The sequence below is a fragment of the Streptomyces sp. NPDC059080 genome, from assembly GCF_042739975.1.
GTDB classification, from domain to species: domain Bacteria; phylum Actinomycetota; class Actinomycetes; order Streptomycetales; family Streptomycetaceae; genus Streptomyces; species Streptomyces benahoarensis.
Genome location: NZ_JBHYGX010000010.1, coordinates 100,293 through 124,516 on the forward strand (window position 1 = coordinate 100,293; position 24,224 = coordinate 124,516).

21 protein-coding genes are annotated in these 24,224 nt (G+C 72.2%); 15 read left to right on the forward strand and 6 right to left on the reverse strand.

The annotated features are described in order from the left end of the window. Positions 1–71: 71 nt before the first annotated feature. Positions 72–1,130, reverse strand: coding sequence for a hypothetical protein (locus ACFWWQ_RS11160; RefSeq protein WP_384593674.1), 1,059 nt, complete (start codon positions 1,128–1,130; stop codon positions 72–74). After that, positions 1,127–1,591, reverse strand: a complete 465-nt coding sequence (locus ACFWWQ_RS11165) for a hypothetical protein (RefSeq protein ID WP_384593677.1) — start codon at positions 1,589–1,591, stop codon at positions 1,127–1,129. Before ACFWWQ_RS11165 ends, ACFWWQ_RS11160 begins: the two co-directional genes overlap by 4 nt. An 881-nt stretch (positions 1,592–2,472) precedes the next feature. Here ACFWWQ_RS11165 and ACFWWQ_RS11170 point away from each other — a divergent pair. From ACFWWQ_RS11170 to ACFWWQ_RS11215, 10 genes are all read left to right on the forward strand, one after another. Next, a complete protein-coding gene (locus ACFWWQ_RS11170) occupies positions 2,473–3,216 on the forward strand; it encodes a hypothetical protein (RefSeq protein WP_384593680.1) in 744 nt (247 codons plus the stop codon). A gap of 11 nt (positions 3,217–3,227) precedes the next feature. Next, a complete protein-coding gene (locus ACFWWQ_RS11175; RefSeq protein WP_384593683.1) occupies positions 3,228–4,055 on the forward strand; it encodes a hypothetical protein in 828 nt (275 codons plus the stop codon). Then, the gene (locus ACFWWQ_RS11180; RefSeq protein ID WP_384593686.1) at positions 4,052–5,359 is read left to right on the forward strand and encodes a CpaF family protein; all 1,308 of its coding nucleotides are present in this window, start codon (positions 4,052–4,054) and stop codon (positions 5,357–5,359) included. Before ACFWWQ_RS11175 ends, ACFWWQ_RS11180 begins: the two co-directional genes overlap by 4 nt. Before the next feature lie 7 nt (positions 5,360–5,366). After that, positions 5,367–6,335 carry a type II secretion system F family protein gene (locus ACFWWQ_RS11185; protein ID WP_384593688.1) on the forward strand — a complete coding sequence of 323 codons (969 nt, stop codon included), beginning with the start codon at positions 5,367–5,369 and terminating at the stop codon, positions 6,333–6,335. Further along, on the forward strand, positions 6,332–7,249 hold the full coding sequence (locus ACFWWQ_RS11190; RefSeq protein WP_384593691.1) for a type II secretion system F family protein: 918 nt from the start codon (positions 6,332–6,334) through the stop codon (positions 7,247–7,249). Before ACFWWQ_RS11185 ends, ACFWWQ_RS11190 begins: the two co-directional genes overlap by 4 nt. A 37-nt stretch (positions 7,250–7,286) precedes the next feature. Beyond that, on the forward strand, positions 7,287–7,532 hold the full coding sequence (locus tag ACFWWQ_RS11195) for a hypothetical protein (RefSeq protein WP_384593694.1): 246 nt from the start codon (positions 7,287–7,289) through the stop codon (positions 7,530–7,532). Positions 7,533–7,621: 89 nt separating this feature from the next. Further along, entirely contained in the window at positions 7,622–7,999 is a 378-nt protein-coding gene (locus ACFWWQ_RS11200) for a TadE family protein (protein WP_384593697.1), read from the forward strand. A gap of 86 nt (positions 8,000–8,085) precedes the next feature. Beyond that, a complete protein-coding gene (locus ACFWWQ_RS11205) occupies positions 8,086–8,463 on the forward strand; it encodes a TadE/TadG family type IV pilus assembly protein (protein WP_384593892.1) in 378 nt (125 codons plus the stop codon). Next, positions 8,460–8,912 carry a pilus assembly protein TadG-related protein gene (locus ACFWWQ_RS11210; protein ID WP_384593700.1) on the forward strand — a complete coding sequence of 151 codons (453 nt, stop codon included), beginning with the start codon at positions 8,460–8,462 and terminating at the stop codon, positions 8,910–8,912. The genes ACFWWQ_RS11205 and ACFWWQ_RS11210 overlap by 4 nt, the downstream gene beginning before the upstream one ends. Positions 8,913–8,972: 60 nt before the next feature. Then, positions 8,973–11,888 carry a BTAD domain-containing putative transcriptional regulator gene (locus tag ACFWWQ_RS11215; protein WP_384593703.1) on the forward strand — a complete coding sequence of 972 codons (2,916 nt, stop codon included), beginning with the start codon at positions 8,973–8,975 and terminating at the stop codon, positions 11,886–11,888. Positions 11,889–11,919: 31 nt separating this feature from the next. On the opposite strand, the gene ACFWWQ_RS11220 is transcribed toward ACFWWQ_RS11215, so the two are convergent. After that, positions 11,920–12,435: a prepilin peptidase gene (locus ACFWWQ_RS11220; RefSeq protein WP_384593706.1), complete on the reverse strand. Its 516-nt coding sequence runs from the start codon at positions 12,433–12,435 to the stop codon at positions 11,920–11,922. Between the two features lie 641 nt (positions 12,436–13,076). Here ACFWWQ_RS11220 and ACFWWQ_RS11225 point away from each other — a divergent pair. The 4 genes from ACFWWQ_RS11225 to ACFWWQ_RS11240 all read left to right on the forward strand — a co-directional run bounded on the left by ACFWWQ_RS11225 (position 13,077) and on the right by ACFWWQ_RS11240 (position 21,008). Further along, on the forward strand, positions 13,077–13,580 hold the full coding sequence (locus ACFWWQ_RS11225) for a hypothetical protein (RefSeq protein ID WP_384593709.1): 504 nt from the start codon (positions 13,077–13,079) through the stop codon (positions 13,578–13,580). Between the two features lie 351 nt (positions 13,581–13,931). After that, complete coding sequence (locus tag ACFWWQ_RS11230; RefSeq protein ID WP_384593712.1) at positions 13,932–15,812, forward strand: alpha/beta hydrolase; 1,881 nt, start codon at positions 13,932–13,934, stop codon at positions 15,810–15,812. A 35-nt stretch (positions 15,813–15,847) separates the two neighbouring features. Then, the gene (locus tag ACFWWQ_RS11235) at positions 15,848–16,264 is read left to right on the forward strand and encodes a hypothetical protein (RefSeq protein WP_384593715.1); all 417 of its coding nucleotides are present in this window, start codon (positions 15,848–15,850) and stop codon (positions 16,262–16,264) included. Between the two features lie 112 nt (positions 16,265–16,376). Beyond that, entirely contained in the window at positions 16,377–21,008 is a 4,632-nt protein-coding gene (locus ACFWWQ_RS11240) for an FtsK/SpoIIIE domain-containing protein (RefSeq protein ID WP_384593718.1), read from the forward strand. Between the two features lie 27 nt (positions 21,009–21,035). Here the strand turns inward: ACFWWQ_RS11240 and ACFWWQ_RS11245 are convergent, their stop codons facing one another. Beyond that, a complete protein-coding gene (locus ACFWWQ_RS11245; protein ID WP_384593721.1) occupies positions 21,036–21,296 on the reverse strand; it encodes a WXG100 family type VII secretion target in 261 nt (86 codons plus the stop codon). Between the two features lie 575 nt (positions 21,297–21,871). Here ACFWWQ_RS11245 and ACFWWQ_RS11250 point away from each other — a divergent pair. Then, positions 21,872–22,630 carry a BTAD domain-containing putative transcriptional regulator gene (locus tag ACFWWQ_RS11250; RefSeq protein ID WP_384593724.1) on the forward strand — a complete coding sequence of 253 codons (759 nt, stop codon included), beginning with the start codon at positions 21,872–21,874 and terminating at the stop codon, positions 22,628–22,630. A gap of 128 nt (positions 22,631–22,758) precedes the next feature. Here ACFWWQ_RS11250 and ACFWWQ_RS11255 read toward each other — a convergent pair whose 3' ends face one another. Then, positions 22,759–23,541 (reverse strand): thioesterase II family protein, encoded by a 783-nt coding sequence (locus tag ACFWWQ_RS11255; protein WP_384593727.1) that lies wholly within the window; start codon positions 23,539–23,541, stop codon positions 22,759–22,761. Between the two features lie 127 nt (positions 23,542–23,668). Further along, a complete protein-coding gene (locus ACFWWQ_RS11260) occupies positions 23,669–24,223 on the reverse strand; it encodes an FcoT family thioesterase (RefSeq protein WP_384593730.1) in 555 nt (184 codons plus the stop codon). Position 24,224 lies beyond the last annotated feature (1 nt).

Below are 24,224 nucleotides of genomic sequence, written 5' to 3' on the forward strand. Positions count from 1 at the left end.
TACGTGGCGCCGAGGCGTGTGGTGTCCTCCCGCCGTCGGCGGGGCCCCGATTCCGGGGTGCGCCACGGGCGTCAGCGGTTGACGGCCTGCGCCTCTTGGACGTGGAGGGGGATATCGGTGCCGAAGGTGCCTTCGGGAAGCGTCCCGCCCGCGCCGCCCGAACCCTTCCAGGAGACCTGCCAGGTGAGCGTCGCCTTCAGGCGGTAGGGCCCCGTGTGGGCGGTGGAGTGGCGGTAGGTCACCCCGCAGGGCGGGGGTTTCAGGCCCGAGCCTTTGGTGTAGGGCTGTCCGATCCGGCCGTCGTGCATCGGGCAGGTGCCGGAGCTCGGTGAGAGGTCGGCGTCGTTCGTGCCCGGATCGAGGTGGAGGCCGACGGGAGTGGCGGTGGTGGTCGCCCACAATCCCGTGCCGGGCAGGCTGGCGGTGACGCTCACCGGTGTGAACTTGGCGTCGTCCAGCCATATCCAGGTCGGGAGATTCACGGTCTGCTTGCCGTCCGGATTGAGGGAGACGGCGGTTTCCGGAATCCGTACGGAGCTGTAGGCGTACCCCGCGAGGATTTTCGGGGAGATGCTCTCCGGGTAGGGCGGGGGGCTGCCGTTGGGGACCCAGTGGATGAGTTCCCGGCAGCCGCGCTCGTCGTCGCGCATCCCCGTCTCGGCGTGGGGATTCAGGATGCCCCGGTACCACATCCCCTTCCCCTGCTGGGAGATGTTGTAGTCGCCGTACTTGCTGAGCTCGCCCCCGGACAGGTCGTGCTGGCCCTTCTTCTTGTATTTCTCCTCGAAAAGCTGGTGGTCCCACTTCATGTAGGTGTTGGCGAGGGCGAGTCCCTCGGTCTTCTTGAGCTTCTGCACGCTCTCTTTGAACTGCTTCGGGGTAGCGATGGGTTCGTACCAGCACGGCGGCGGCGTCCAGTCGGGATCCGCCGGGGTGAGGCGGCCGGTGCCTGGTGAGCCGCCGGAGCCGGTGATCTTCACCTTCGTCTGGGACGCCTGCGCGGTCAGCTGGGAGGAATGTCCTTTCTCGCGCATGACACCGCCATCGATATGGGCGTGAGCTGCGGGGTGCCAGAGGAAGAAACTCGCCGCCGCGGTCAGGGCGGATATCGCCCGGAGCCTGCGCCTCATGTTGTGCATCGTCCCCTCTCTCCGGTCAGGGAGTTGGTCTTCCAGACTCCGTTCGCACCCTTTTTCATGCCGGTGATGTAGAGCACCTGGCTTTCCATGGACGGCCCTTCGGTGAGGACCTTCCCGCTCTTCGTCTCTTTCGAGAAGGCTTTGGAGTCGTCCGTGCAGTAACTGAGGCTCGCGTAATCCTCGGCAAGGAACTTCACGCGTGGGTCGTAGTAGCGCAACACCCCGGTCAGGGTGTGGTTCTCCTTCTTGAATCGATTCACCCACTTGTGGGCGGAGCGCAGTGCTGGTCCGTCGTTGTAGAAGGCCACTTCAGGGGCGTCGGGGTCGGATTTGAAGATGGCCGAGTTCGTGGCGAGCGCCTGTAGCTTCCCGTCCAGGAGTACGGCATTGGTCTTCTGGTCTTCGGAGGACCAGTTCTCGAACTCCTCCTTGAAATCCTTATCGGTTTTCAAGACGGGCCGCCCCCCTCCCCCCGTCCCCCCGGAAGGCTCCCCCGTAGCCGAAGGGCTCGGCTTCTTTTCGCCGCCTCCCGCTCCCGCGATCTCTCCCGAAGGCTTGGGATCTTGGGTGCTGCCTCCGCATCCGGTCAGGAGTAGAGACGCGCTCGCGGTGAGAGTGGCGGCCAGCGTCAGAGGGCGGCGGAACACAGGCAACTCCATGGGTATGCGCGCTGGTTGACGCCATGGCGGTGGTGATCCGGGTGCCGGCCCGTCATGGCTTCGGGCATGACTGTTCTGTTGCTGCTATATCTCTCGGTACCCCTCCCGATGTCCTGAAGCACTAGTTCCGGTGAAGAAGTGCTCATGCTGGTTTTTCCGACCGGAGGATGAGGTTCCGTACCGGTGCTGACGGGATGTTCGGTAATGCCTGAGAACATTTCTTCGGGTGTTTCGGACGAATGACGTTTCTGACGGATCGAGCGGTAGGTGTGTGTGCGGCCTGGCCTTGTCGCCGTCGCGTCGGCTGGACCCCGGCGCCGACGTCGGTGCCGCGCCGCGTCCGGCCGGGCGCCGTCCCGGCGACTGGCCGGTTGACGCCGGTCGCGAAAAATCGGACGCCGGGGTCGGATTGCCGCGAGGAGCTGCACCCGAATCGTCCATGACGGACTTTCGCCGGAAAGGTTTTCTGGGTACGGCGGAGAAAAGCGGGTGCGGAGCGTTGGATTCCGGCCGGAGTTGCCGGCCGGAGTTACGGGGAAGTTGTTCTCTCTTGAGGGGCTGGTGAGCGGCTGATACGGTTCCCGGGCTTGATGGTTGACCGTTTGTCGCAGTGAAATTCCGACCCGTTCCGATGGGCTGCGCAGCGGCACTCGGGAGACATCCGGGGGGATCTCTTGAAGACTCAGCAGCGTGCGCCGGTGGGGCCTCAAGGCGGCGGTCCGGGCGGCACGTCCGCCGGTGAGCGGCTGCCGGTCACGCCACGGGAGCGGAAACCGGCGCTCGCCGCGCTGGCCGTGCTGCTGATCCTGGCCGGGGCGCTCGGGTCGACGCTTCTCGTACTGCGGGCCGGGGAACGCGTCGAGGCCATCAAGGTGACGCGGCGCGTTCCGGCCGGTGAGCCGGTTCCGGAGTCGGCCATCGCTTCCGTCATGGTGGCGAAGGACTCCGACGTGCCCTACGTCGAGTGGTCCCAGCGGGGCCTGCTGGGCACATACCGTGCGGCGACCGATCTCGTCGAGGACTCCGTGCTGGTGGGCCCGATGCTCACCGAACGGCAGGGCCCGAAGGAGCATCAGGTCGTCGTGGGGCTGTCGTTGAAGAGCGGGCAGTACCCGGACGGGCTCCGGGCCGGGGACACTGTCGCGGCCTACCGCGCCGGGACGGACGGAGCGCGGTCCTCCTCCGGCGGGTCCGGCGCCGACGACGGCGGGGCGGGAGACGGCGATCCCCTCCTCGTCGACCGCGCCAAGGTGCAGCGGGCCGGGGCCGGGGCCGGGGCCGGGAGCGACGGTGACGGCGTAGGCGGGGGCGATCTGCCGGTTTCCCTGGTCGTCGAGCAGACCTCCGCGCCGCGGCTGACGCAGGCCGCCGCGGCGGGCGAGGTCACGCTGGTGCTCGTGCCCGCGCACCGCGGCTGACGGGGTACGGGATGACGCTCATCGCCCTCGCCGCCGACAAGGGAGCCCCCGGCGTCACGACCACGGCCCTCGCACTGTCCGCCGTCTGGCCGCGCCGCGCGCTCCTGGCGGAGGTCGATCCGGCCGGCGGCGACCTGGTGTACCGCAACGTCGCCGCCCACGGCGGCGCGCTGGACCCGAACCTCGGGCTGCTGTCGCTGGCCGCCACCGCGCGGCGCGGTCTGGTCGCCGAGCAGGTGTGGGACCACGTCCAGCCGATGTCCGGCGGCCTCGATGTCCTCGTGGGGCTCGGGACGTCCGAACAGGCTGCCGGCGTCTCGGGGCTGTGGGCCACCCTGGGGCGGGCGTTCGTGGAGCTGGGGGAGTCCCCGCGGGGCGCGGCGGACGTCATCGCCGACTGCGGACGGCTCGGGACGGACTCCCCGGCGGCGGAGCTGCTGGCGGACGCGTCCGTGCTGCTGCTGGTGTCGGGGCCGGAGCCGGAGCAGCTCGCCCGGGTCCGTGACCGTGCCGCGGCGCTGTCGGCGCAGGCTCCCGGCGGGCCGCGGGCCGCCGTCCCCGGCGTGCCGTCGGTCGGGGTGCTGCTGGTCGCCGAGCCGGCCCGGGCGGCGCGGCTGGCCGGTGAGGTCGACGCCATGCTGCGCCGCGCCCAGGTGCGGGCCCAGGTCATCGGCACGATCGCCCGGGATCCGGTCGGGGCCGCCCGGCTGGCGGGACGCAGAGAGGGACGGGTGGACAGGACGTTGCTCATCAGGTCGGCGCGTCAGGTCGTACGGGACCTCTACCGGCGGTACGGCGCGGCCTGGCTGCGCGGGCCGGGCCCCGAGGCCGGCCGGTGAACGCCGTCGACCACCAGCTGATCAAGCGGTTCCGGCAGGAGGCCGGCGACCGCATCGCCGAGCAGCGGCGCATCGACCAGGCGTCCGGGCTCGCCCCGATGACGGGCGAGGACGAGCGGCAGTACGCGCGGTCGGTGATCGCCCAGATCCTGGAGGAGCACGCGCGGGCGGAGATCAGCTTGGGGCGGACGCCGCCGGACGCGGAGACCGAGGAGGCGTACGCGGCCGGGGTGCACGCGGCCCTGTTCGGCGTGGGTCGGCTACAGCCGCTGCTGGACGACCCGGAGGTCGAGAACGTCGACATCAACGGCTGCGACCGGGTCTTCGTCGGATACGCCGACGGGCGCGAGGTGGTCGCCGATCCGGTGGCCGAGTCGGACGAGGAACTCGTCGAGCTGATCCAGGTGCTGGGCGCCTACTCCGGGCTGTCGTCGCGGCCCTTCGACACCGCGAATCCGCAGCTCGATCTGCGGCTGCCGGACGGTTCGCGGCTGTCGGCCGTGAGGGACGTGACCCGCAGGCCCGCGCTGTCGATCCGGCGGGCCCGGCTGGGCAAGGTGTTCGTCGCGGACCTGGTGGGCAACGGCACGCTGACGCCGGAGGTCGGGGCGTTCCTGTCGGCCGCGGTGCGGGCGCGGAAGAACGTCATGATCGCGGGCGCGACGAACGCCGGGAAGACGACGCTGTTGCGGGCACTGGCCAACGAGATCCCGTCCGCGGAGCGGCTCATCACGGTCGAGCGTGCGCTGGAGCTGGGTCTTGAGCAGTTCCCCGAACTCCACCCGAACGTCGTGGCGTTCGAGGAGCGGCTGCCCAACTCCGAGGGCCAGGGCGCCATCACGATGGCGGAGCTGGTGCGGCGGTCCCTGCGGATGAACCCCTCGCGGGTCATCGTCGGCGAGGTGCTGGGCGACGAGATCGTCACGATGCTCAACGCCATGTCGCAGGGGAACGACGGGTCGCTGTCGACGATCCACGCCAACGGCAGCGCCGAGGTCTTCAGCCGCATCGCGACCTACGCGCTCCAGGCGCAGGAGCGGCTGCCGATCGAGGCCACCCACATGCTGATCGCCGGGTCCGTCAACTTCGTCGTCTTCGTCGAGCGGCGCAACGCCTACGCCACCGGGGGACGGCTCACCCGCACGGTCACCTCCGTCCGGGAGGTCAACGGCATGGACGGGCGGGTGCTGTCGAGCGAGGTGTTCGCCGAGACCGCCGACGGGCGGACCGTGCCCCACGCCCCCCTGTCCTGCGCGCAGGAGCTGGCCGCCTTCGGCTACCGCACCGGCGGGGCGTGGGGGTGAGCCGGGGATGAGCGGATTCGGGGCGTCGGGCGGCCTGTTCTCGCTGCCGGTGCTCGCCGCGCTGCTGTGCGGCGCGGGGACCGGCGGCGGTCTGCTGCTTCTGATCGTCGCGGTGCGCGGTCTGCCCGCCGGGTCCGGGCGCAGGCGCGCGGGCGAGCGGGGGCGGGACCTCGCCCGGTTCGCCGGCCGCCGGGGCTCCCTGGCGGTCGGCGTCGGGCTGCTGATGCTGCTGCTGACCCGGTGGATCGTCCTCGCCGTCGCCGCCGGCGCGCTCGTCCTCGTCTGGCACCGCTTCTTCGGCGGGGCGGCCGAGGAGCGGGCGGCGATGCGGCGGGTGGAGGCGCTGGCGGCGTGGACGGAGTCGATGCGGGACACCGTCGCCGGTGCGGTCGGGCTGGAGCAGGCGATCCCGGCGTCGGCGCGGGCCGCGGCGCCCGCGCTCCGCCCCCACCTGGACGCCCTGGTGGACCGGGTGCGGGCCCGCACCCCGCTGCCCGCCGCGTTGCAGCAGCTCGCCGACGAGATCGACGACGCGTCCGCGGACCTCGTCATCGCGGCCCTCATCCTCAACTCCCGGCTGCGCGGCCCGGGTCTGCGCCAGGTCCTGGGCGCGCTGGCCAGGGCGGCGCGGGAGGAGGTCGGCATGCGGCAGCGGGTCATGGCCCAGCGCGCCAGCACCCGGCGGAGCGTGCAGATCGTCGTGGGCGTCTCGGTGGCGTTCGTCCTGGGCCTGTCGGTCTTCAACCGCGACTTCGTCGCACCGTACGGAACACCGCTCGGGCAGGTCGTGCTGGCGGGGGTGTGCGGGCTGTTCGCGCTGGGCTTCGGCTGGCTGCGGAAGCTGTCGCGCGTCGAGACGCCGGAGCGGTTCCTGATCCGGAACGAGCCGGCGGCACACCCCGACCGCCCGCGGACGCCCTGGGTGTCGCCGGGGCCCGGCGGGGGACGGCCGGGGGAGGGGGCGGTCCCGCGATGACGGCGATGGTGCTGACCGGCGCGGTCTTCGGGCTCGGCGTGTACCTCCTCGTCCGCGCGCTGCTGCCGTCCCGCCGGGGCGCGGTGGCGACGGTGGCCCGGGTGGACGCGTTGCGCGCCCGTGTCGCCGCGCCGTCGCCGGCGCGGGCCGCCGCACCGGTGACGGGCCGGCTGGCACCGCTGCGCGCCCGGGTGGGTTCGCGGGTGGCCGCCTTGTACCTGCGGCAGGGGTGGGAAGTGCGGTCGCTGCGGGCGGATCTGGCGGTGCTCGATCGCGGCTGGGAGCCCTTCTTGGCCACCAAGGTGCTGCTGGCCGCGTGCGGGCTGTTCTTCGGGCCGCTGGTCTTCGCCGTCCTGTGGGCGGCGGGCTTCGGCAGCGGCCCGGCCGTACCGCTCTGGCTGGCCCTGTTGTTCGCCACGGTGTTCTTCGTCCTGCCCGACCTGGAGGTGCGGCGGGACGCGGTCGTACGCCGCCGGAACCTGCGCCGGGTGGTCGGCGCCTATCTCGACCTGGTGGCCATGAACCTCGCCGGCGGCCGCGGCCTGCCGGAGGCGCTGACGGCGGCGGCCGAGGTGGGCGACGGGTGGGCGCTGCGGCGGGTCCGCGACTGCCTCGCCGATGCGCGGATCACCGGCACCAGCCAGTGGGAAGCGCTGGGGCGGCTCGGCGAGGAGCTGGGCGTCGACGAACTCCGCGACCTCGCAGCCTCGTTGGGCCTGGTCGCGGACGACGGGGCGAAGGTCCGCGCATCACTCGCCTCACGTGCGGAGACCATGCGCCAACGCGAGCTGGCGGAGATCGAGGGCGGCGCGGGCGAGAAGTCGCAGTCGATGCTCGTGGCCCAACTCCTGCTCTGCGCGGCGTTCCTGGTCTTCCTCGTCTTTCCGGCCGCGATCCGCGTGTTCCAGATGTGACCCATGCCCACCATCAGCTTCAAGGGGGAATCCTGAGATGAACACTCTCCGATTCAGGCACCCGGCCGTCGACTTCTTGATCGTCCTGCTGCGGGCGCGGCTGGCGCGTGCGCGCTCCGGCGAGGCGGACCGCGGGGTCTCCGCGGTCGAGTGGGTGATCATCTCCGCGGTGGTGGTCGCCATCGTCGGGGTGGTCGCCTTCATCATCAACAACGCGCTCAGGAGCGGTGCGACGAAGGTCGGCGACTGCATCAAGGGCGCCTCCGCGAACAAGACCTGCTGAAGCGGCGCGCGATGAGCCGGGTCCGGCAGGGCGGGCGAGGGGCCGTACGCCGCAGCGGGCGCGCGGGCGCCGCGCGGCGCGACGCGGGCATGTCCGCGATCGAGTTCGTGGTGCTGACCCCGGTCCTGTTCTTCATGATCTTCGCGACGGTGCAGTTCGCCCTGTACTTCTTCGCCGACCACGTGGCGCAGGCGGCGGCCCGTGCCGGTGCGCGCGACGCCCGTGCTCAGGCGGACGACAACCCCGGTGGCTGGCGGGGTCGGGCCACCTCCAAGGCGGACAGCTACATCGAGCAGCTGGGGCCGCGGCTGCTCGTCGCGCCCCGGGTCCGCCCCGTCCGGCCGGAGCCGGACACGGTCGGCGTGGAGATCACGGCCCGGGTGCCGAACGTCTTCCCCGGCCTCCACTTCACCGTCCACGCCCGGTCGCAGGGGCCCGTCGAACGCTTCGTACCGGAAGGGAGGTGACGGACGTGCACACGAGGGAGGTGACGGACGCGCACACGCCCCCAGGGGCGGACGACCGGCCGGACGCGTCCGGTGCGGACCAGGGGATGTCCTCCGTCGAGGTGGTGGTCCTGGCACCGGTCCTCATCCTGTTCGTCCTGGTGATGGTGGCCTTCGGGCAGCTCGTCGACGGGCGCGGGGCTCTCGACGGCGCGGCCCGCGACGCCGCCCGCGCGGGCTCGATCCAGCGGGACGCCCCCATCGCCCTGAGCGAGGCGCACAAGGCCGCCGAGGCCGACCTCGCGGACATCTGCACCGGGCCGGTCACGGTGCGCCGGACCAGCGCCGGCTTCACGCCCGGCGGGCTCTTCACCGTGGAGGTCGGCTGCGAGATCCGGGGGCTGGCCGTGCTGGGCCTCGACATCCCCACCCGCCTCACCGGCCGCGCCACCTCGCCCCTCGACCCGTTCCGGCGGGCCCGGTGAGCGCGCGCCCCGGCCGCCGGGCCGGACGGCGGGCCCGGGGCGACCGCGGGTCCGGCAGCGCCGCCGTGCTCCTCTTCGCGGTGCTGTTCCTGGCCCTGGCCGCCTTCGTCATCGACGGCGGGCTCTCCCTCGCCCAGCGCGAACGCGCCGCCGACATCGCCGAACAGGCCGCCCGCTACGCCGCGCAGGACCTCGACGTGGAGGCCGTCCGCGAGGGCCGCGACGACGCCCCCATCAACTACCGCGACTGCGGCAGGCGGGTGGCCGCGTACGTCCGCGAGGCCGGTCTCTCCGGGCCGGACGCCGCCGCCTCCCACTGCCGGAGCGCCGACACCGAACGGGTCGAGGTGGAGGTCCAGCTCACCTACCGGCCCGTGCTGACCGGGCTCTTCTACGACGGAGCGATCACCGTGCACGGAACCTCCACGGCCGAATCCCGCACCGGCTGAGGGCGGGGCAGTCCCCAGCCACCGCCGTCCACACCGATCCACGATCCGGGAGCGAGCGCCATGGCCCGACAGACCCCGTACACCGCGCACCCGCCCGCGCCGCCGCCCCGCGGGCCCCGCGGCGCGGGCGACGTCCTGCGGGCCCTGCTCGCGGCCCTCGCCCTGGCGGCGTTGCTGATCGCGCTGCCCGTCGCCCTCGTCCACTTCGTCGGCTGGCCGCTGCCCGACTCCCCGCCGTCCCTGTCCACGCTCCGGCAGCCGATCACCCCGGCGACCTTCGTCGACGTCCTCGCCGTCGTCGTCTGGCTCGCCTGGGCGCAGTTCACCGCCTGCGTCCTGGTGGAGGTCAAGGCGGCGGTGTCCGGCGTCGGGCTGCCCGCCCGGGTGCCCGGGGCCGGGCCCAGCCAGCTCATGGCCCGTCAGCTCATCGCCGCCGTCCTGCTGCTCGGCGCGTCCGCCGCGAGCCTGGCACCGAGCCTGTCCTCCCTCGCCCCCGGCGACGCCGCCCCGCGGCGCGCCCCGCTGACGGCGACCGCACCGCAGGACCCGGCCGCCCAGAGGAAGCAGCCCGGCCCGTCCCCCGAGGCGGACCGGCAGCGCGGTACGGAGTCCCGGCCCGGGGGCACGCGGGGCGTGGCCGCCGTGGCGCCGCGTCCGGGCGTCCGGGCGACGAAGTTCTACCGCGTCCAGCCCCCCGAGGGCCGCCACCACGACTCCCTCTGGGAGATCGCCCGGCGCCATCTCGGCGACGGACGCCGGTACCAGGAGATCTACGAGCTGAACAAGGACCGCCCCCAGCCGGACGGCTCCCGCCTCTCCCTCGCCAGTCTGATCCGGCCCGGCTGGATCGTGGAGATGCCCGCCGACGCGCACGGCGGCGACGTCGTGGAGATGCCCGGCGAGGCACCGGGCACCGGCCCCGGCGTCCGGAAGCAGATCGCCGCGTACGCGGAGACGGGTGCCGTCCACCCCACCGCGGACGGCGGCCCCGAGGCCCGGCGCGAGGACCCCCGGCCGCCCGCGGACCACGCAGCCTCGCCCGCGTCACCGTCCCCGGCCGCCGGTGAGCACGCCGTCGAGGTCCACGGCGCCCCGGTCGCCGGTCTGCCCGAGGCCCTGCTCGCCGCCCCGCTGCTCGCCGCCGGTCTCCTCACCGCGCTGGGCCGCCGTCGCCGCGCCGCGCTGTGGGACGCGGCGGCCCGCGCCGTACGCCCGGTCCGCCACCGGATGCCCGTCCCCGAAGGGCCCGCCACCGACGCCCACGACGCCCTTCTGGCGGGCGCCGACCCCGAGGCCGTACGCGACCTCGACCGGGCCCTGCGCGGTCTGACCCGCACGCTGACCGCGACCGGCCGCACTTTGCCCGCCGTCTACGCCGCCTGGCTCACCCCGGATGCACTCCATCTCCAGCTGGCCGACGAAGCCGGACCGCCGCCGGAGCCCTGGGAGCGGGGCCAGGACCAGCTGTTCTGGTGCCTGGAACGCGCCGCCGTACCCCGGCTTTCCCGGGACGAGGAGACCGCGGCCCCCTACCCCGGCCTGGTGAGCCTCGGCACTCTGGACGGCGCCCGCCTGCTGCTCAACCTCGAAGCCGTGCCCGGTCTCGTCACGCTGACGGGCGCCCCCGCGGCGCGCACCGCCGTCCTCTCCTCCCTCGCCGCCGAACTCGCGACCAACGGCTGGTCCGACCGTATGACCGTCACCCTCGTCGGCTTCGGCGCCGGCCTCCCGGCGCTCGCCCCCACCCGGCTGCGGCACCTGCCCGACACGGCCGCGCTGCTGGAATCGCTGGAGGCGGAGACCGGGCACCGCCGCCGCGCCCTTGCGGCCGCCGGACACGACTCGGTCCTCACGGGACGCACCGGCCGGGCCCGGCACGCCCAGTCGGCGCCGCACCTCGTGCTCCTCGCCGCCGAGCCCTCGCCCGACGAGGCCCGGCGCCTGGCCGCCCTCGCCGCCGACTCCGGCCGCCTCGGCATCGGCTACCTCCTGGCCACCGCCACGGCGGACGTGCCCGGCGCCACCTGGCAGCTGGAGATCACTCCCGAGGGCCGGCTGATCGCCCCGCTCTTCGGCCTGGACCTGGCCGCGCAACAGCTTCCCGACGCGCAACACGCTGCCGTCGTCGCGCTCTTCGCCTCCGCCACCCCCACCGACGACGGCCCGGGCCCCACGGCACCGGCCCTCGCCGTCGACCTCACCGGCCCCACCCCGCCCGCCGTCTACGCCCGCATCATCGGCCCGTACAGGATCACCGGCCTCGACGCCCCGGAAGCCGAACGCGGCGCCCTGCTGCGCGAGGCGCTGGCCCTGCTCCTGCTGCACCGCGAGGGCGTCCATCCCCGTGTCCTGGCCGCGGCCCTGTGGCCCCGGGGCGTGACCCCCGACGTCCACGATGCCCTGGTCACGCGCCTGCGGGCCTGGCTCGGCAGCGACCCCGACGGCGGCCCGCGTCTCACCACCGATGCCACGGGGCGGCTCGTCCTGGCGCCCTCCGTCGTTTCCGACTGGGACGTCCTGCAGAACCTCCACCACCAGGCCACCACGGGACGCGGCGCCCACGACCCCGCGGTACGGGAGCGCTTCCTCACCGACGCCCTGGCCCTCGCCCGCGGTCCGCTGCTGGCCGACCGCCCCGAAGGCCGCTACGCCTGGCTCGCCCATGAGATCGCCGAGGCCCAACTGCGGTTCCTGCTCATCGAGTCCGCCCTCGACCTCGCCGCCCACCACCGCGCGCACGACCGTCCGCAGTCCGCCGCCACGGCCCTCGAAGCGGCCCTCGCCGCCGCGCCAGGCGACGAACGCCTCTGGCACGAACTCCTCCGCACCGCACACGCCACGGGCGACGTCGAACGCCTCGAAGCCGTGGTCCGGCGCCTGCTCGACCACCACGCCCCGCCCCGCGCCCTGCCGCCCCAGACCCGGGCCCTCCTCGACGAACTCGCCCCGGCGTGGCACGCCCGGGCCGCGAACTGACCTGCGGAAGGCGGGAGTTGACCGACCGCACCTAACCCGCCCCGACCACCCCGACCAGCGCACCCGCCAGCATGAAGGGGCCGAACGCCATCGCCGTCCGCCGGTGCGCGCGCCGTAGCACCATCAGCGCCACCCCGAACAGCGCGCCCGCCCCGAAGGCGGCGAAGGTCCCCAGGAAGAGGGCGGGCCAGCCGTGCCACCCCAGGAGCGCGCCCACGGAGAGCGCCAGCTTCACGTCACCGAGCCCCATGCCCGCCGGATTGACGAGGAAGAGCGTGCCGTAGAGCGCGGCGAGCGCCAGGCTTCCCGCCACCGCCGTCACCCAGCTCCCACCGTGTCCGGGCAGCAGCGCGGCCGCCCCCAGGAGTGCGACGGTCGTGGCGGCCAGCGGCAGCGTCAGCACGTCCGGCAGCCGGTGCACGGCCCCGTCCACCGCCGACAGCAGCACCGCGAACGGCGTGACGAGCAGCAGCACCGCCAGCTCCGGACGGGCGCCCACCACGGCGGCCAGCACCCCGCACACCAGCGCCGAGACGGCCGGGGCCACGCCCCTCCCCGGCCCGTACCGGCACGCGCCCCCTCCTTCCGGGAGCCCGCCCGAAGGACACCGGGCGACCCCGACCCACCCGCCCCACGGCCCCGCGATCGCATGCCCCCGAGGACACCGCGTACGCCAGGGCTCCGCCGCGTCGACCGCGAACCGGTAGGCGGCACGCGGCACGAGCGCTCCGGCCGCGCCGCCGAAGACGGCCCCGAGAAGAGTCAGCGTCAGGTCCACGTCGGCACCGTAACGGAGGGGCTGGCGCCTTGGACGGGGAAGAGGGGGTGACCTGCGCCGCTCTGCTTTTCCGGGTGGGACGCATCCCTGCTCCGCCCAGAATAACTACCGTCCGTCACTGACTGGGAGGTCGGTGCGTGACGGGAAGGCGGCGCCGACTTTGCAGAAGGGACCTCCAACACCTCGGATTGTTGCGCGTGTTACCGCCGCGTACACGGGTAGATCTCCTACCGTTGCCGGTGGGGAGCTACCCACGACCGGGGGTCGGAATCTGTCGGGAGTCGGACTCTGTGATCACGTTGCGTGAAGGGCTCGGATGTGACACCCGCTCGGCGTCGCACCGCATCAGGCGGTGCGTAGTCGCCGCCCACCTGCGCCGGGACGTCCCGCGAGGGAGGCGTCGGCTGGTCATGACGCTGGCCGTCATCGCCGTGCTGGGCGGCTGCTCGACTGCGCGCGGTGCGAAGGAGGGAGGCGGCACCACTCCCGAGCAGGCGCTCGCCGCGGCGCGCCCTGACACCATCGGTGCGCTGAAGGCGGTGATGCCGGGGGTGGAGGTCGATGAATTAGGGGATTCCGACATCAATTGTGGCGGGTCGGACCTGGTGGACAGTAAGGACGCCAGTAGGGTGCGCTCCCGCATCACCTACGAAGTCGTCGGCGATGTCTCCGACCGGCGCTCTCCCGGTGACCTGGTCGGCGAGGCCGTCAGGCGCCTTGAGCGCAAGGGCTGGAAGGTTGAGCCCAGCAAACGGGGTGCGGACGACGTGGGCAAGACGCTCTCCAGGCGGGGCGCGGAGGGGGAGGCCAATGTCGGCGCAACGCGTTTCATGCTCAAGTCGGGTAAGGACGTTCCCATTCTCAACGTTCTTGTGATGACGGAGTGTCTGCACAATCCACATTGGGAGGGCTGAGTTCCGCAAACCGGCTCTGGTGGCCCGGGGCAGGCCACTGTACGGCTCTTACGCGTCGTCCTTTTTACGCCTTCCGGCTTCTTCGTTCAGCCCGTCGGCCATGGCGGACAACTTCCTTGTGTGTACGGAGAGTTCTCCGCGTACCTCCTCCGCATAAGGTCCTCGCCACCGGGAGGATGAGTCCGACCTGGTGCGGGTGGCGATCTTGATTGTTTCGTCAAGCAGGTGCCGGACATCCGTCGCGAGCGCGCGCAGACTTTCAGCCTCGCTCGTCATGGCGAACCACCCATTTCGTCAATGTAGTTGAGGCCATCTGCCCCGGGCCGTCCAGGACCGCTACGGTACTTGGCCATGGTGATGGTTCTGGCGGATCCGGAAATGCTCGATCGCTTGGCGAAGTCGATGGACGGGAAGGCCGGGGAGATACCCCGCCTGAAGGCCCGCGCAAACACCTTGCAGGCCGGCGGGGAGGTTTCCGGTCTCACGGCGCTGGCGGCCTGGCTCGGTGTCACGGCCCGGGATCTGCGCTCCCGGGCGAGAACGCTCCGTTCCCCTTCTGAGTCCCGCTTCGGTTCCCTGGCTGTTTACAGCTTGCCCGACACCCTGGCGCGGCAGGGAAAGGGGCACGGGCTGACGGCGGAGCTGAAGAAGGTGCTCGACGCACACAAGGACGGCCCCGGCGCGCACCACGGTGTCGATGTCGCGGAGCGTCGCGCGCAGGCGGTCAAGAAGTACTTCTCCGGCCTCTCCCGGGCGGAGCAGGCGGCGCTCGCGGCAGCCGATCCCGAGCTCGTGGGGAACCTTGACGGCGTCCCGTCCGAGATCAGGTTCGCGGCGAACCGTATGGAGATCCAAGAGGCGTTCAACGAGGAGTCTGCTTATCTGAAGGATCTCGCGAAGGACGACTCCAGGTATCTGCGTACAAAGAAGCGCGTGGATACGCTCCGGAGGTTCATGAGCCCCCGCGTGATGGAGAAAAAGGGCCCCGGTGGCAGGAGGGTCACGGTGGAGGTCCCGCGTCAGTTCCTCGTTTTCGATGCGCACTACGGCACGGTGGGCGATCCCAAGTCCGCTGCCTTCGCGGATGGCCGGGTGGCAGAAGTCGTAGGTGACCTGGAGAACGCCAAGAAGGTGCTGCTCCGTGTCCCCGGGGTCACCAGCCGGCTGGATGGTTTCGACGAGTTCGCCCAGGGTGGCTACGACCTTGTGCGGGCGGGATACGGAAAGGTCGAGGACCCTGATACGGCGGCCATCAGCTGGCAGGGTTATGACGCCCCTGAGTACGGTGACTCGCTCGACCCGGAGAAGGCCGTTGCCGGAGGGAAGGATCTGGCGAACTTCCGCAGCGGCATCTCCGTGAATCTGCGGAAAGATGCCCGGGTCGACATCTTTGCCCACAGCTATGGCACGTTGGTGACCGCCAAGGCGATACAGAGTGGGTTGAAGAACGTCGACAACATCGTCTTCATGGGGAGTCCTGGGCTCGGCCCCGGCATCAACTCCGTCGCCGATCTCCATATGCCTGGGACGAAGTTCTACGCCATGCGGGCACGGGAGGACTTCGTCTCCTACACCCAGGGGCACGGAAAAGATCCCGCAGACTTCGAGGGAATCACCCGGCTGGCCACCGATCGCTCTCACCGCCACTCCGAGTACTACAAGGAAGACAGTGAGTCCATGAACAACCTCCAGCGCATTCTCTTCGGAGATACGAAGGAGCTCACCTTCGAGCACACCACGCTCGATGAGGAGATGATGGGTGCACAGGAGCTGCGGATGCTCGTTGCTTTTCTCCGCGCCAAGGTGCCGCCGGATGTTGCCAACAAGATGGGGCGCGACCTTGATCCCGTTCTGCAGAGCAAAATCAGCGGACGGGCCGGGATGACGGACCTCATCGGCCCGGTCCAGGGCGTGCTGGACAAATATCACATGTTGGATCGGGTGACGCCGCAGGAGCTGCAGAAGGAGCTGGTCGCCCTGTCGGGTTCCCTCACGTACAAGCAGACCTGCAAGGCGGTTGAGGAAAAAGGGGCGCCCGCGTGGGTTGCCAGAGCGGCGGGTGGCAGCGCGATGCTGGCCGCCACGAAGCTTCTCGATCCGACGTCCCATCTGGTGGCCAAGGGAATGGAGCTGGAGCGTTTGATGAACGACGTCGGTGACCTTTTCTCCGGAGATTCGCTGATGGCAGGCGGCGTCCGGACGGTCGGTGCCGCCTTCGACCTCCTCAATTAGCCGGGATGGTCGGTTCCTTACGGAAGGAGCGGAAGATGGCAGGAGCAGCGGCAGACGGAAAACCGGTGGAAGGGAAGCCCTCGCATGAACTGTCCGGGGAAGTGCGGGCGGTCCTCTGCTCTCTCTTTCCCGGTGGCACCGTGCTGGACATACCCTCCGGCATATCCCGCGAATCCGTCGCCCTCACGGCGTACGACGAGGCGGAGGGCAGGACGACCGTAGAGATTATCGGTGACCTCGCACGTCAGCTGCGGGGATGTGGCTGGGTCGTGGCCGACGGTTCCGCCGATACGCGGAACACCGGGCTGTACGCGGCGCGCCGGGACGTGGGCGGCGGTGTGTTCGGGGTCGAGGCGCCTGCGGTCACCTTTCACGGAATTCCGGTTCGAGGGCAGAACCGCGGCGACCGGCCCACCCCGCCATCCCGTCGAACTGACACATCAACAGGGTGAGTTGGGCCGTCGTCGAGGGGAACACGCCGTACGTGACCGGTCCGCCGGGGCTGGCGCGCCGTGCCGGAGCGGCACCGACCGTCACGGCGCAGGCGCAGGGGGAGAGGCACAGATGCGGGTCCTGGTGACCGTCGTGCGGGAGGGCAGCGCACCGCAGGACGTCCTGGTGCTGGTGGAGGAGGGCGCCGAAGTCGCCGACGTGGCAGGGGCGCTGGCCTCCGCCGCCCCGTCGCGGCGGCCCGCGGAGCCCGGCGTGCCGCGCTCCGTGGTCGTTCCGCTGACGGGCCCCCGCCCAGGCCCGCCCGGCCCCGGCTCGTCCCGCACCGGCCCACCCGGCTCGTCCCGCCCCGGCGCATCTGGCCCCGGCCCGTCCGGCCCCGGTCCGTCCCGCCCTGGTCCCTCCGGCCCCGGCCCGTCCGGCGGCCATCTCTGGGTCGACGGCCGTCGGTGCGACCCCCGGGTCCCGGCCGCCGCGGTCCTCACCGACGGCGCGCGCCTCACCCTTGACGACACCATCGGGCCCTTCCTCCGCGAGGGCGAACCCACCGGCCGCTTCGAGTTACGGGTGGTCGGCGGGCCGGGCTCCGGCCGCGTCCTCCGTCTGGGCGCGGGCGTCACCACCCTCGGCTCCGGGCCCGCCTGCACCCTGCGCGTCGCCGACCCCGAACTGCCGCCGCTGGCGGCCCGCGTGACGGTGGACGTCCACGGCGGCCTCACCCTCGCCGCGGCCCCGGACGCCGACTGCTCCCTCGACGACGTACCGGTGGACGCGGACCGTGCCTGGCCGCCCGGCGCGGTCCTGCGCGCGGGCGACTCCCTCTTCGTGCTGGACGCGCCCGCCGACGCCGACGCCCACCTCACCCCGATGCACGAGGGCGGGCTCGCCTACCACCGGCCGCCGCGCCTGACCCCCGTACGGCCCCGCCCCCGGCTCGTGGTCCCGGCCCCGCCCGGGCGGGCCGACCGGGCGCGCTTCCAGTTGGTCGCGGCCTTCCTGCCGGTGCTCTTCGGCCTGGTCATGTACGGCGTCACCGGCCAGGCGTACCTGCTGCTGTTCTGTCTGATGAGCCCGGTGATGATGTTCGGCCAGTGGCTCAGCGACCACCGTGAGGGCAAGAAACGGAACAAGACCTCGCTGCGCCGGTACAAGAAGGAACGCGCCGCACACGAGGCAGAGGTGGCCAGGCTCGGCAAGGAGGAGCAGCGGTTGCGGCGGCGGGATCACCCCGACCCCGCCGAGGTACTGCTGTGCGCCACCGGCCCCCGGCGGCGGCTGTGGGAGCGCCGGCTCACCGACCCCGACACCCTGCAACTGCGCCTCGGGGTCGCCGCGCTGCCCGCCGACATCGAACTCGTCGCCGACCGCGGCGCCCCGCACGACGACGAGGCGCCGCGTCCGCCCGCGCTGCCCGACGTCCCCGCCACCGTGTCCTTCCCGCGCCTCGGCGTCGTCGGGGTCGCCGGTGACCGGCCCCGGGCGCTGGCCACCGCCCGCTGGCTGGCCGTGCAGTCCGCCGTGCTGCACAGCCCGCGCGACCTCTCCGTCGTCGTACTCGCCGCCACCCGGCAGGCGGGCGACGACTGGGGCTGGGCGCACTGGCTGCCGCACACCCGGCCGCAGCAGGGGCAGGACTGTGCGGCGCTGGTCGGCTCGGACGCCGAGGCCGTCGGGCGGCGCGTCCACGAACTCCTCGCCGAGCTGCACCGGCGGAAGGCCGCGCGCGAGAGCCACCGGGCGTCGGGGACGCTCCGCCCCGACCCGCATGTCCTCCTCGTCCTGGACGGCGCCCGGCTGCTGCGCCGCGTGATGGGGATGCCCGAGCTGCTCCAGGACGGCCCCGAGCACGGGATCTTCGCCCTCTGCCTCGACGAGGACGAGCGGCTGCTGCCGGAGGAGTGCCGGGCCGTGGTCCGCTGGCCGCTCGGCGCCGCGACGCGCCTGGTGGTCCGCGGCGCGGGCCTGGAGCGCGTCGGCGAGGTGGTGGCCGATCAGGTCGGCGCGGAGTGGTGCGAGCTGATCGCCCGGTCGCTCGCGCCCGTACGGGACGTCAGCCGCGACGACGCCGACGGCGCCCTGCCCGGGGAGGCGCGGCTGCTGTCCCTGCTGGAGCTGCCGGACCCCACGGGGGCGGACATCGCCCGCCGGTGGCGGTCCGGCGGCGCCCCCACCGAGGCCGCCGTGGGCGTCGCGGCGGACGGGCCGTTCCGCCTGGACATCCGCCGGGACGGCCCGCACGCCCTGATCGCCGGTACCACCGGCTCCGGCAAGTCCGAACTGCTCCAGACCCTCATCGCCTCCCTCGCGGTCGCCAACCGGCCGGACGCCCTGAACTTCGTCCTGATCGATTACAAGGGCGGCAGCGCCTTCATGGACTGCGCGCGGCTGCCGCACACCGTCGGCATGGTCAGCGACCTCGACGCGCATCTCACCGAACGCGCCCTGGCCTCGCTCGCCGCCGAACTCAGACGCCGGGAGGAGATCCTTCTCGCCGCCGGGGCGAAGGACCTGGAGGACTACGGGGACACCCGCGCGCTCCGGCCGGACCTGGCGCCGCTGCCGCGACTCGTGCTGATCATCGATGAGTTCGCCTCGCTCGTCGGCGAACTCCCGGACTTCATCGAGGGGTTGGTGGACATCGCCCGCCGGGGCCGCTCCCTCGGTGTCCATCTGGTGCTGGCGACCCAGCGCCCGGCCGGAGTGGTCAGCGCCGACATCCGCGCCAACACCAACCTGCGCATCGCGCTCCGCGTCACCGACGGCGCGGAGTCGGCGGACGTCCTCGACGCCCCGGACGCCGGTGCCATCGCCCGCTCCACGCCGGGCCGCGCCTATGTGCGCTCCGGCGCCCAGTCCCTCGTGGCGGTGCAGTCGGCCCGGATCGGCGGGCGGCGCCCCCGCACCGGCGCCACGGGCCCCCGGGCCCGCCTGGTCCCGCTCGACGGCCCCGCGTACGGCCGCCCCCTGCCCCGCGCGGCGGACGCCGAGGACGACGGCACCATGGTCACCGATCTGGCCGTCCTCGTCGACGCGGTCCGGGACGCCGCGGCCCGCACGGGAGCGCCCCCGCCCCGCAGCCCCTGGCTGCCCCCGCTGCCCGACCGCCTCACCCTGGACGAGGTGCCCCGGCCGGACGCCGCGGCGGGCGAGGACGTACCGCCGGTCCCCTTCGGCGTCACCGACCTCCCGTCCCAGCAGTGCCGCGCGCCGTTCGTCCTGGATCTGGTGCGGGGCGAGCACGTCCTGATCGTCGGGGGCGCCCGCTCCGGCCGCTCCACCGCGCTGCGGACCCTCGCGGGCTCCCTGGCCCGCACCGCGGCCCCGCACGACGTCCACGTCCACGGCATCGACTGCGGCTCCCACGTCCTGGCGCCGCTCGCCGCCCTGCCGCACGCCGGGGCCGTGGTCACCCGCGATCAGCCCGACCGGGTGCGGCGGCTGCTCGACCGTCTCCTCGCCGAGATCGCCCGGCGCCAGCAGGTCCTGGCCACCGGGGGCGCCGTGGGCGCCGCCGAGCAGCGCGCCGGCGCGGCGGGGGAGGAGCGGCTGCCGTGGCTGGTGCTGCTGCTGGACGGCTGGGAGGGCTTCACCCAGGCGTTCGAGGAATACAACTACGGGCAGCTGATCGACGCGGCGCAGCGGATCTTCCGCGAGGGCCCGGCGGTGGGCCTGAAGGTCGTCATGACGGCCGACCGCAGCGGGCTGAGCGGCCAGGTGGCGTCCCTCTTCGCGGAGCGGCTGGTGCTGCGGATGACGGATCCGGGCGACTACGCCACCGCCGGGTTCGGTGCGCGGGACGTCCCGAAGGAGATGCCGAACGGCCGCGCGCTGCGGCTGACCGACGGCGGCGCCGAGGAGACCCAGCTCGCCCTGCTGGCCCCGGACCCGTCCGGCCAGGCCCAGGTGCGCGCCCTGCGGGAGCTGGCCGGCGCCGCCCGCCGCGCGCACCCCCGGCAGCCGCCCGCCCGGCTGCGCCCCCTGCGGGTGGACGCCCTGCCCCACCGGATCACGGCGCGGGAGTGCGACGCCCTCGTCCCCGGCTTCGTCCCGCCGTCGCCGCTGTGGGCCCTGCTGGCCGTCGGCGGGGACGAACTCCGGCCCGTCGGTGTCGATCTGGAGGCGGACGGGCCGGGGTTTGTCATCGCGGGCCCCCCGAAGTCCGGCCGGTCCACCGCACTGGTGACCGCGGCGCGTTCCCTGCTGCGGGCCGGGACCCCGGTCGTGCTGGTCGCCCCGCGCCGGTCACCGCTGCGCGCGCTGGCGGGCACGCCGGGCGTGCTGGGGCTGCTGCGGGGCACCGACGCCACGGAGGACGAGCTGACGGAGCTGGTGGAGAAGGCGGACGCGCGTCCTTACGTCGTCCTGGTCGATGACGCGGAACTCCTCCACGAGTCCCTGCTGGACGAGGCGTTGGAGCAGCTCGTCCGCAGCGGCATGGACGGCGGGCACGGGCTCGTCGCCGCCGGTGCGACGGACGGGCTGTCCTCGCAGTACCGCGGGTTCGTGGTGAGTGCCCGCTCGGCTCAGCAGGGCCTGCTGCTCGCCCCGCGCAGCGCGCAGGACGGCGAACTGTTCCACGTACGGCTCCCGGCGAATGCCGGTGCGGGCCCGGTCGGCAGCGGGTTGTACGTCTCCGGCGGTGCCTTCCGGCCCGTCCAGTGCGTCGTGGACGGACCGGGCCCGGACGGACCGGGCCCGGACGGGGCGGGCCCGGACGGGGCGGCGGCCGGTACCCCGCCGTGCTGAGGGGGCCGGCCGCCGCGTGCGCCGTGTTCAGGTGGCGCGTTCGATGTTGTCCGCGTTGGTCCGCGCGGACTTGCTCGCGCTCTCCAGCGTCTCGGCGAACTTGTCGAACGTAGGCCGGACCGAGTCCCATTCCTGCCGGAACTGGTTGGCCTTCGGGCCCTTCCAGAAGCTCTCGCTGGACTTGGTCTTGGCGTCCAGGGACTTCACCAGCGCGCGCAGCTCGGCGGACTTCTTGTGGAACTCCTTCGAGAGGTCCCTGAGCTTCTCCAGATCTGCACCGCGTTCCATGACGCTCCTCCCCGTGCGGCAGAGACAAACGGGCGCCCCGTCTGTTTTTCGGACGCTATCGCAGGCCCCATCCGCCCGACAGAGGGCCGGAACATCGCGGGCCACTCACCCGTACGGCTTCCGCCACCGATGGCACATGTGGCCGGAAGTTCCAGGCGGGATACGGAATTTCCGCCTCCGCACATGGAGAGGTCGGCTGCGGCCTGGGGATGCCAGGCGGTCTCCCTTTCCCTTGTGGGGTCCGAGATAGGGGTTGTTAGGGGCTGGGCGGGCTTGAGCGGCCCGGTCGCCCTGCATAGCGTAAGAGGCAGGGAAGTGGCTCTTCAGGTAAGGCGAAGAAGAAGCCGGCTGTGTGCAGGCAGCCGACCGGGAGCCGGCGACACACGCCGACGGAATGCTCGGCGCGGGACAGCGCATTTGGGGCAGGCGGGACGCGGTTTCCAGCTCTACGCCTGGCAGGGCGGATAAGAATCGAGCGCGGCGTCGGCCCGTACATCCGAAGTGAAAGCACAAAAAGTGCTGTTGGAGTTTGAGGGTGAGCCGTTGTGCGATACGAAATTCTCGGGTCCTTGAGCGTGACCGACAACGACCGGACTTCCACGATCACCGCGCCGAAAATGCAGGTTCTGCTGGCCACCCTGCTCATTCGGGCGAATCATGTCGTCTCCCGTGAAGCGCTGGTCAACGAGCTCTGGGGCAGTACGCCACCGCGCCGGGCGACGGCGGCCCTGCACGTGTACGTATCGCAGCTGCGCAAGCTTTTGAACGGGGCGGGGCACGACGGTGGATCCGGGCACGACCAGGGCCCGCTCCTCACCAAGTTTCCTGGCTATCTCCTGCGGGTCGGCCCCGGAGAGTCGGACCTGCATTTCTTCCAGGGGCTGCTCCACGAGGGGCGGGGCGATGTTCGGGCGGGGCGGTACGACAAGGCGGTTACCGTGCTGGGGTCCGCATTCGCGCTCCCCCGGGGGACTGCGCTCAGCGGTGTGTCGGACGGACCAGTCATGGGCGAATTCGTCAAGTGGCTGGACGAGGCTCGTATCGAATGCGCCGAGCTGTTCGTCGAGTCCAGCATGGCCCTTGGCCGCTATCAGGAGATGACCGGTCTGCTGCGGTCCCTCGTCGTCGACTATCCCTTGCACGAGACGTTCTCTCAGCAACTGATCCTGTGCCTGTCCCGGTCCGGACGTCGGGCCGAGGCGCTCACGACGTACCGGGTCGCCCGCGAGACGATCCGTCGCGAGCTGGGGCTGGAGCCGTGCCGGGCGCTGCGCGAACTGCATCGGACCATCCTGCGGGCGGAAGAGGAGGAGCCGGAGCCGATGGGCGTGTGACCGGCGGCGTGGGACGCTTGGGGGAGCGGCCCACGGGGGATGCCCGGAGTCTCTCCCCCACTGACCGCTGCCGCCTCCCAGGACGGCAACGTTGCCCGCGCCGTGTCACCCGGGACGTGCTGGCGACGTCAGGGAAGACGCGCGGTGAGAGAGGCGCTGATGTCCCGGGCCACATCAGCGATGTGGTCGGCCAGGTAGAAGTGGCTACCGGGGTACACCGACAGGGCGAAGGCGCCCGTCGAGTGGTCTCGCCACTGAGCCGCCTCGGCGACCGTCACCATCGGATCGTCGTCGCCGACGAGCACGGTCAGCGGGGAGCGCAGCGTTCGCCCCGCCTCGCACACGTACGTCTCGACAGCCCGGTAGTCCGCCCGGACGACGGGGAGGATCAGGGCGCGCAGCCCCTCGTCGTCCAGCGCACCCGGCGCGGTGCCGCCCAACTTCCTGATGTTCGCCAGCACTTCGGCGTCGGTCCGCGGAGGCACGCGCTCGCTGCCGCCGGCTGAGGGCGCGCGGCGGCCGGAGACGAAGACCTGGACGGGACCGTCCTGGCCGAGACGTTCGAACCGGTGGGCCACCTCGAACGCCAGAAGGGCGCCCATGCTGTGCCCGAAGAAGGAGTACGGAGGTCTCATATGGGGCCGCAGCGCCTCGAAGGCGGCGTCCGCCATGTCGGAAAGGCTGGTGAGCAACGGCTCCTTGTGCCGGTCCTGACGCCCCGGATACTGGATGGCCCAGGTCTCCACCGTGGGCGCGAGCTGCCGGGACAGCGGGAAGTAGTAGCTCGCGGCCCCTCCGGCGTGCGGAAAACACGCCAGCCGCGCCCGGCTCGGCGACGGATCGCCGTACGGCGCGAACCGCCGGATCCACGGGTTGCTCACATCGGAAGACGCGTTCGGGTGTGCGGTCATCGGGGTTTCTCACCGGCCTGGGCGATGCACATGCGGGGTTCCTTCCTGCCGTCGGCGGGGCGGTCGCCGCATGCGCCGGCTCCGGCTCCGCACGAAAGCGGAACCGGAGCCGACGCACGCGGCCGGGTCATCCTGGCAGGCTGGTGAAGGCGAGCGTCGCCGCACCGTCGCACCGGCCGCCCTCGGCATCGTGATAGCGGTACGCCGTGTCGGCGATCAGCAGGGGCGCGGCGCCGCCTGGCGATCTGTGCTGCACCGACCGGAACTCGATGGCTCCGGAGAAGGAGCGAGGAGTGACAGGCCGCCGGAACTTGCTGTCGAACCGGGCGATGAGGATGTCCGGGAGCTGACGCTTCCAGAAGTCGTCCATCGTCCAGTCTGCAAACGCTTCCAGCATTCCCCACTGGATCGCAGCGGCGACGGTGTAATACATCATCTGGTTGTAACAGATGGTGATTTCGACCGCGTTGAGATGTCCGGTGTCGTCGATGTAGCACGACTCGGGGATCTCGAACGTGCAGTGCGCGGTGACGCCCGTGCCTCCGGTGCCCTCCGCGGTGACGCGTGCCGACTTCAGATACTTGCAGTGCTCCTTGTACGGCTGGAGTACGCGCTCCAGGAGCTGCTCGTCAGTGGCGTGCTCGTGGATGCCGTGCGCGCTCGTGGCGTGTGCGCCCGTCACG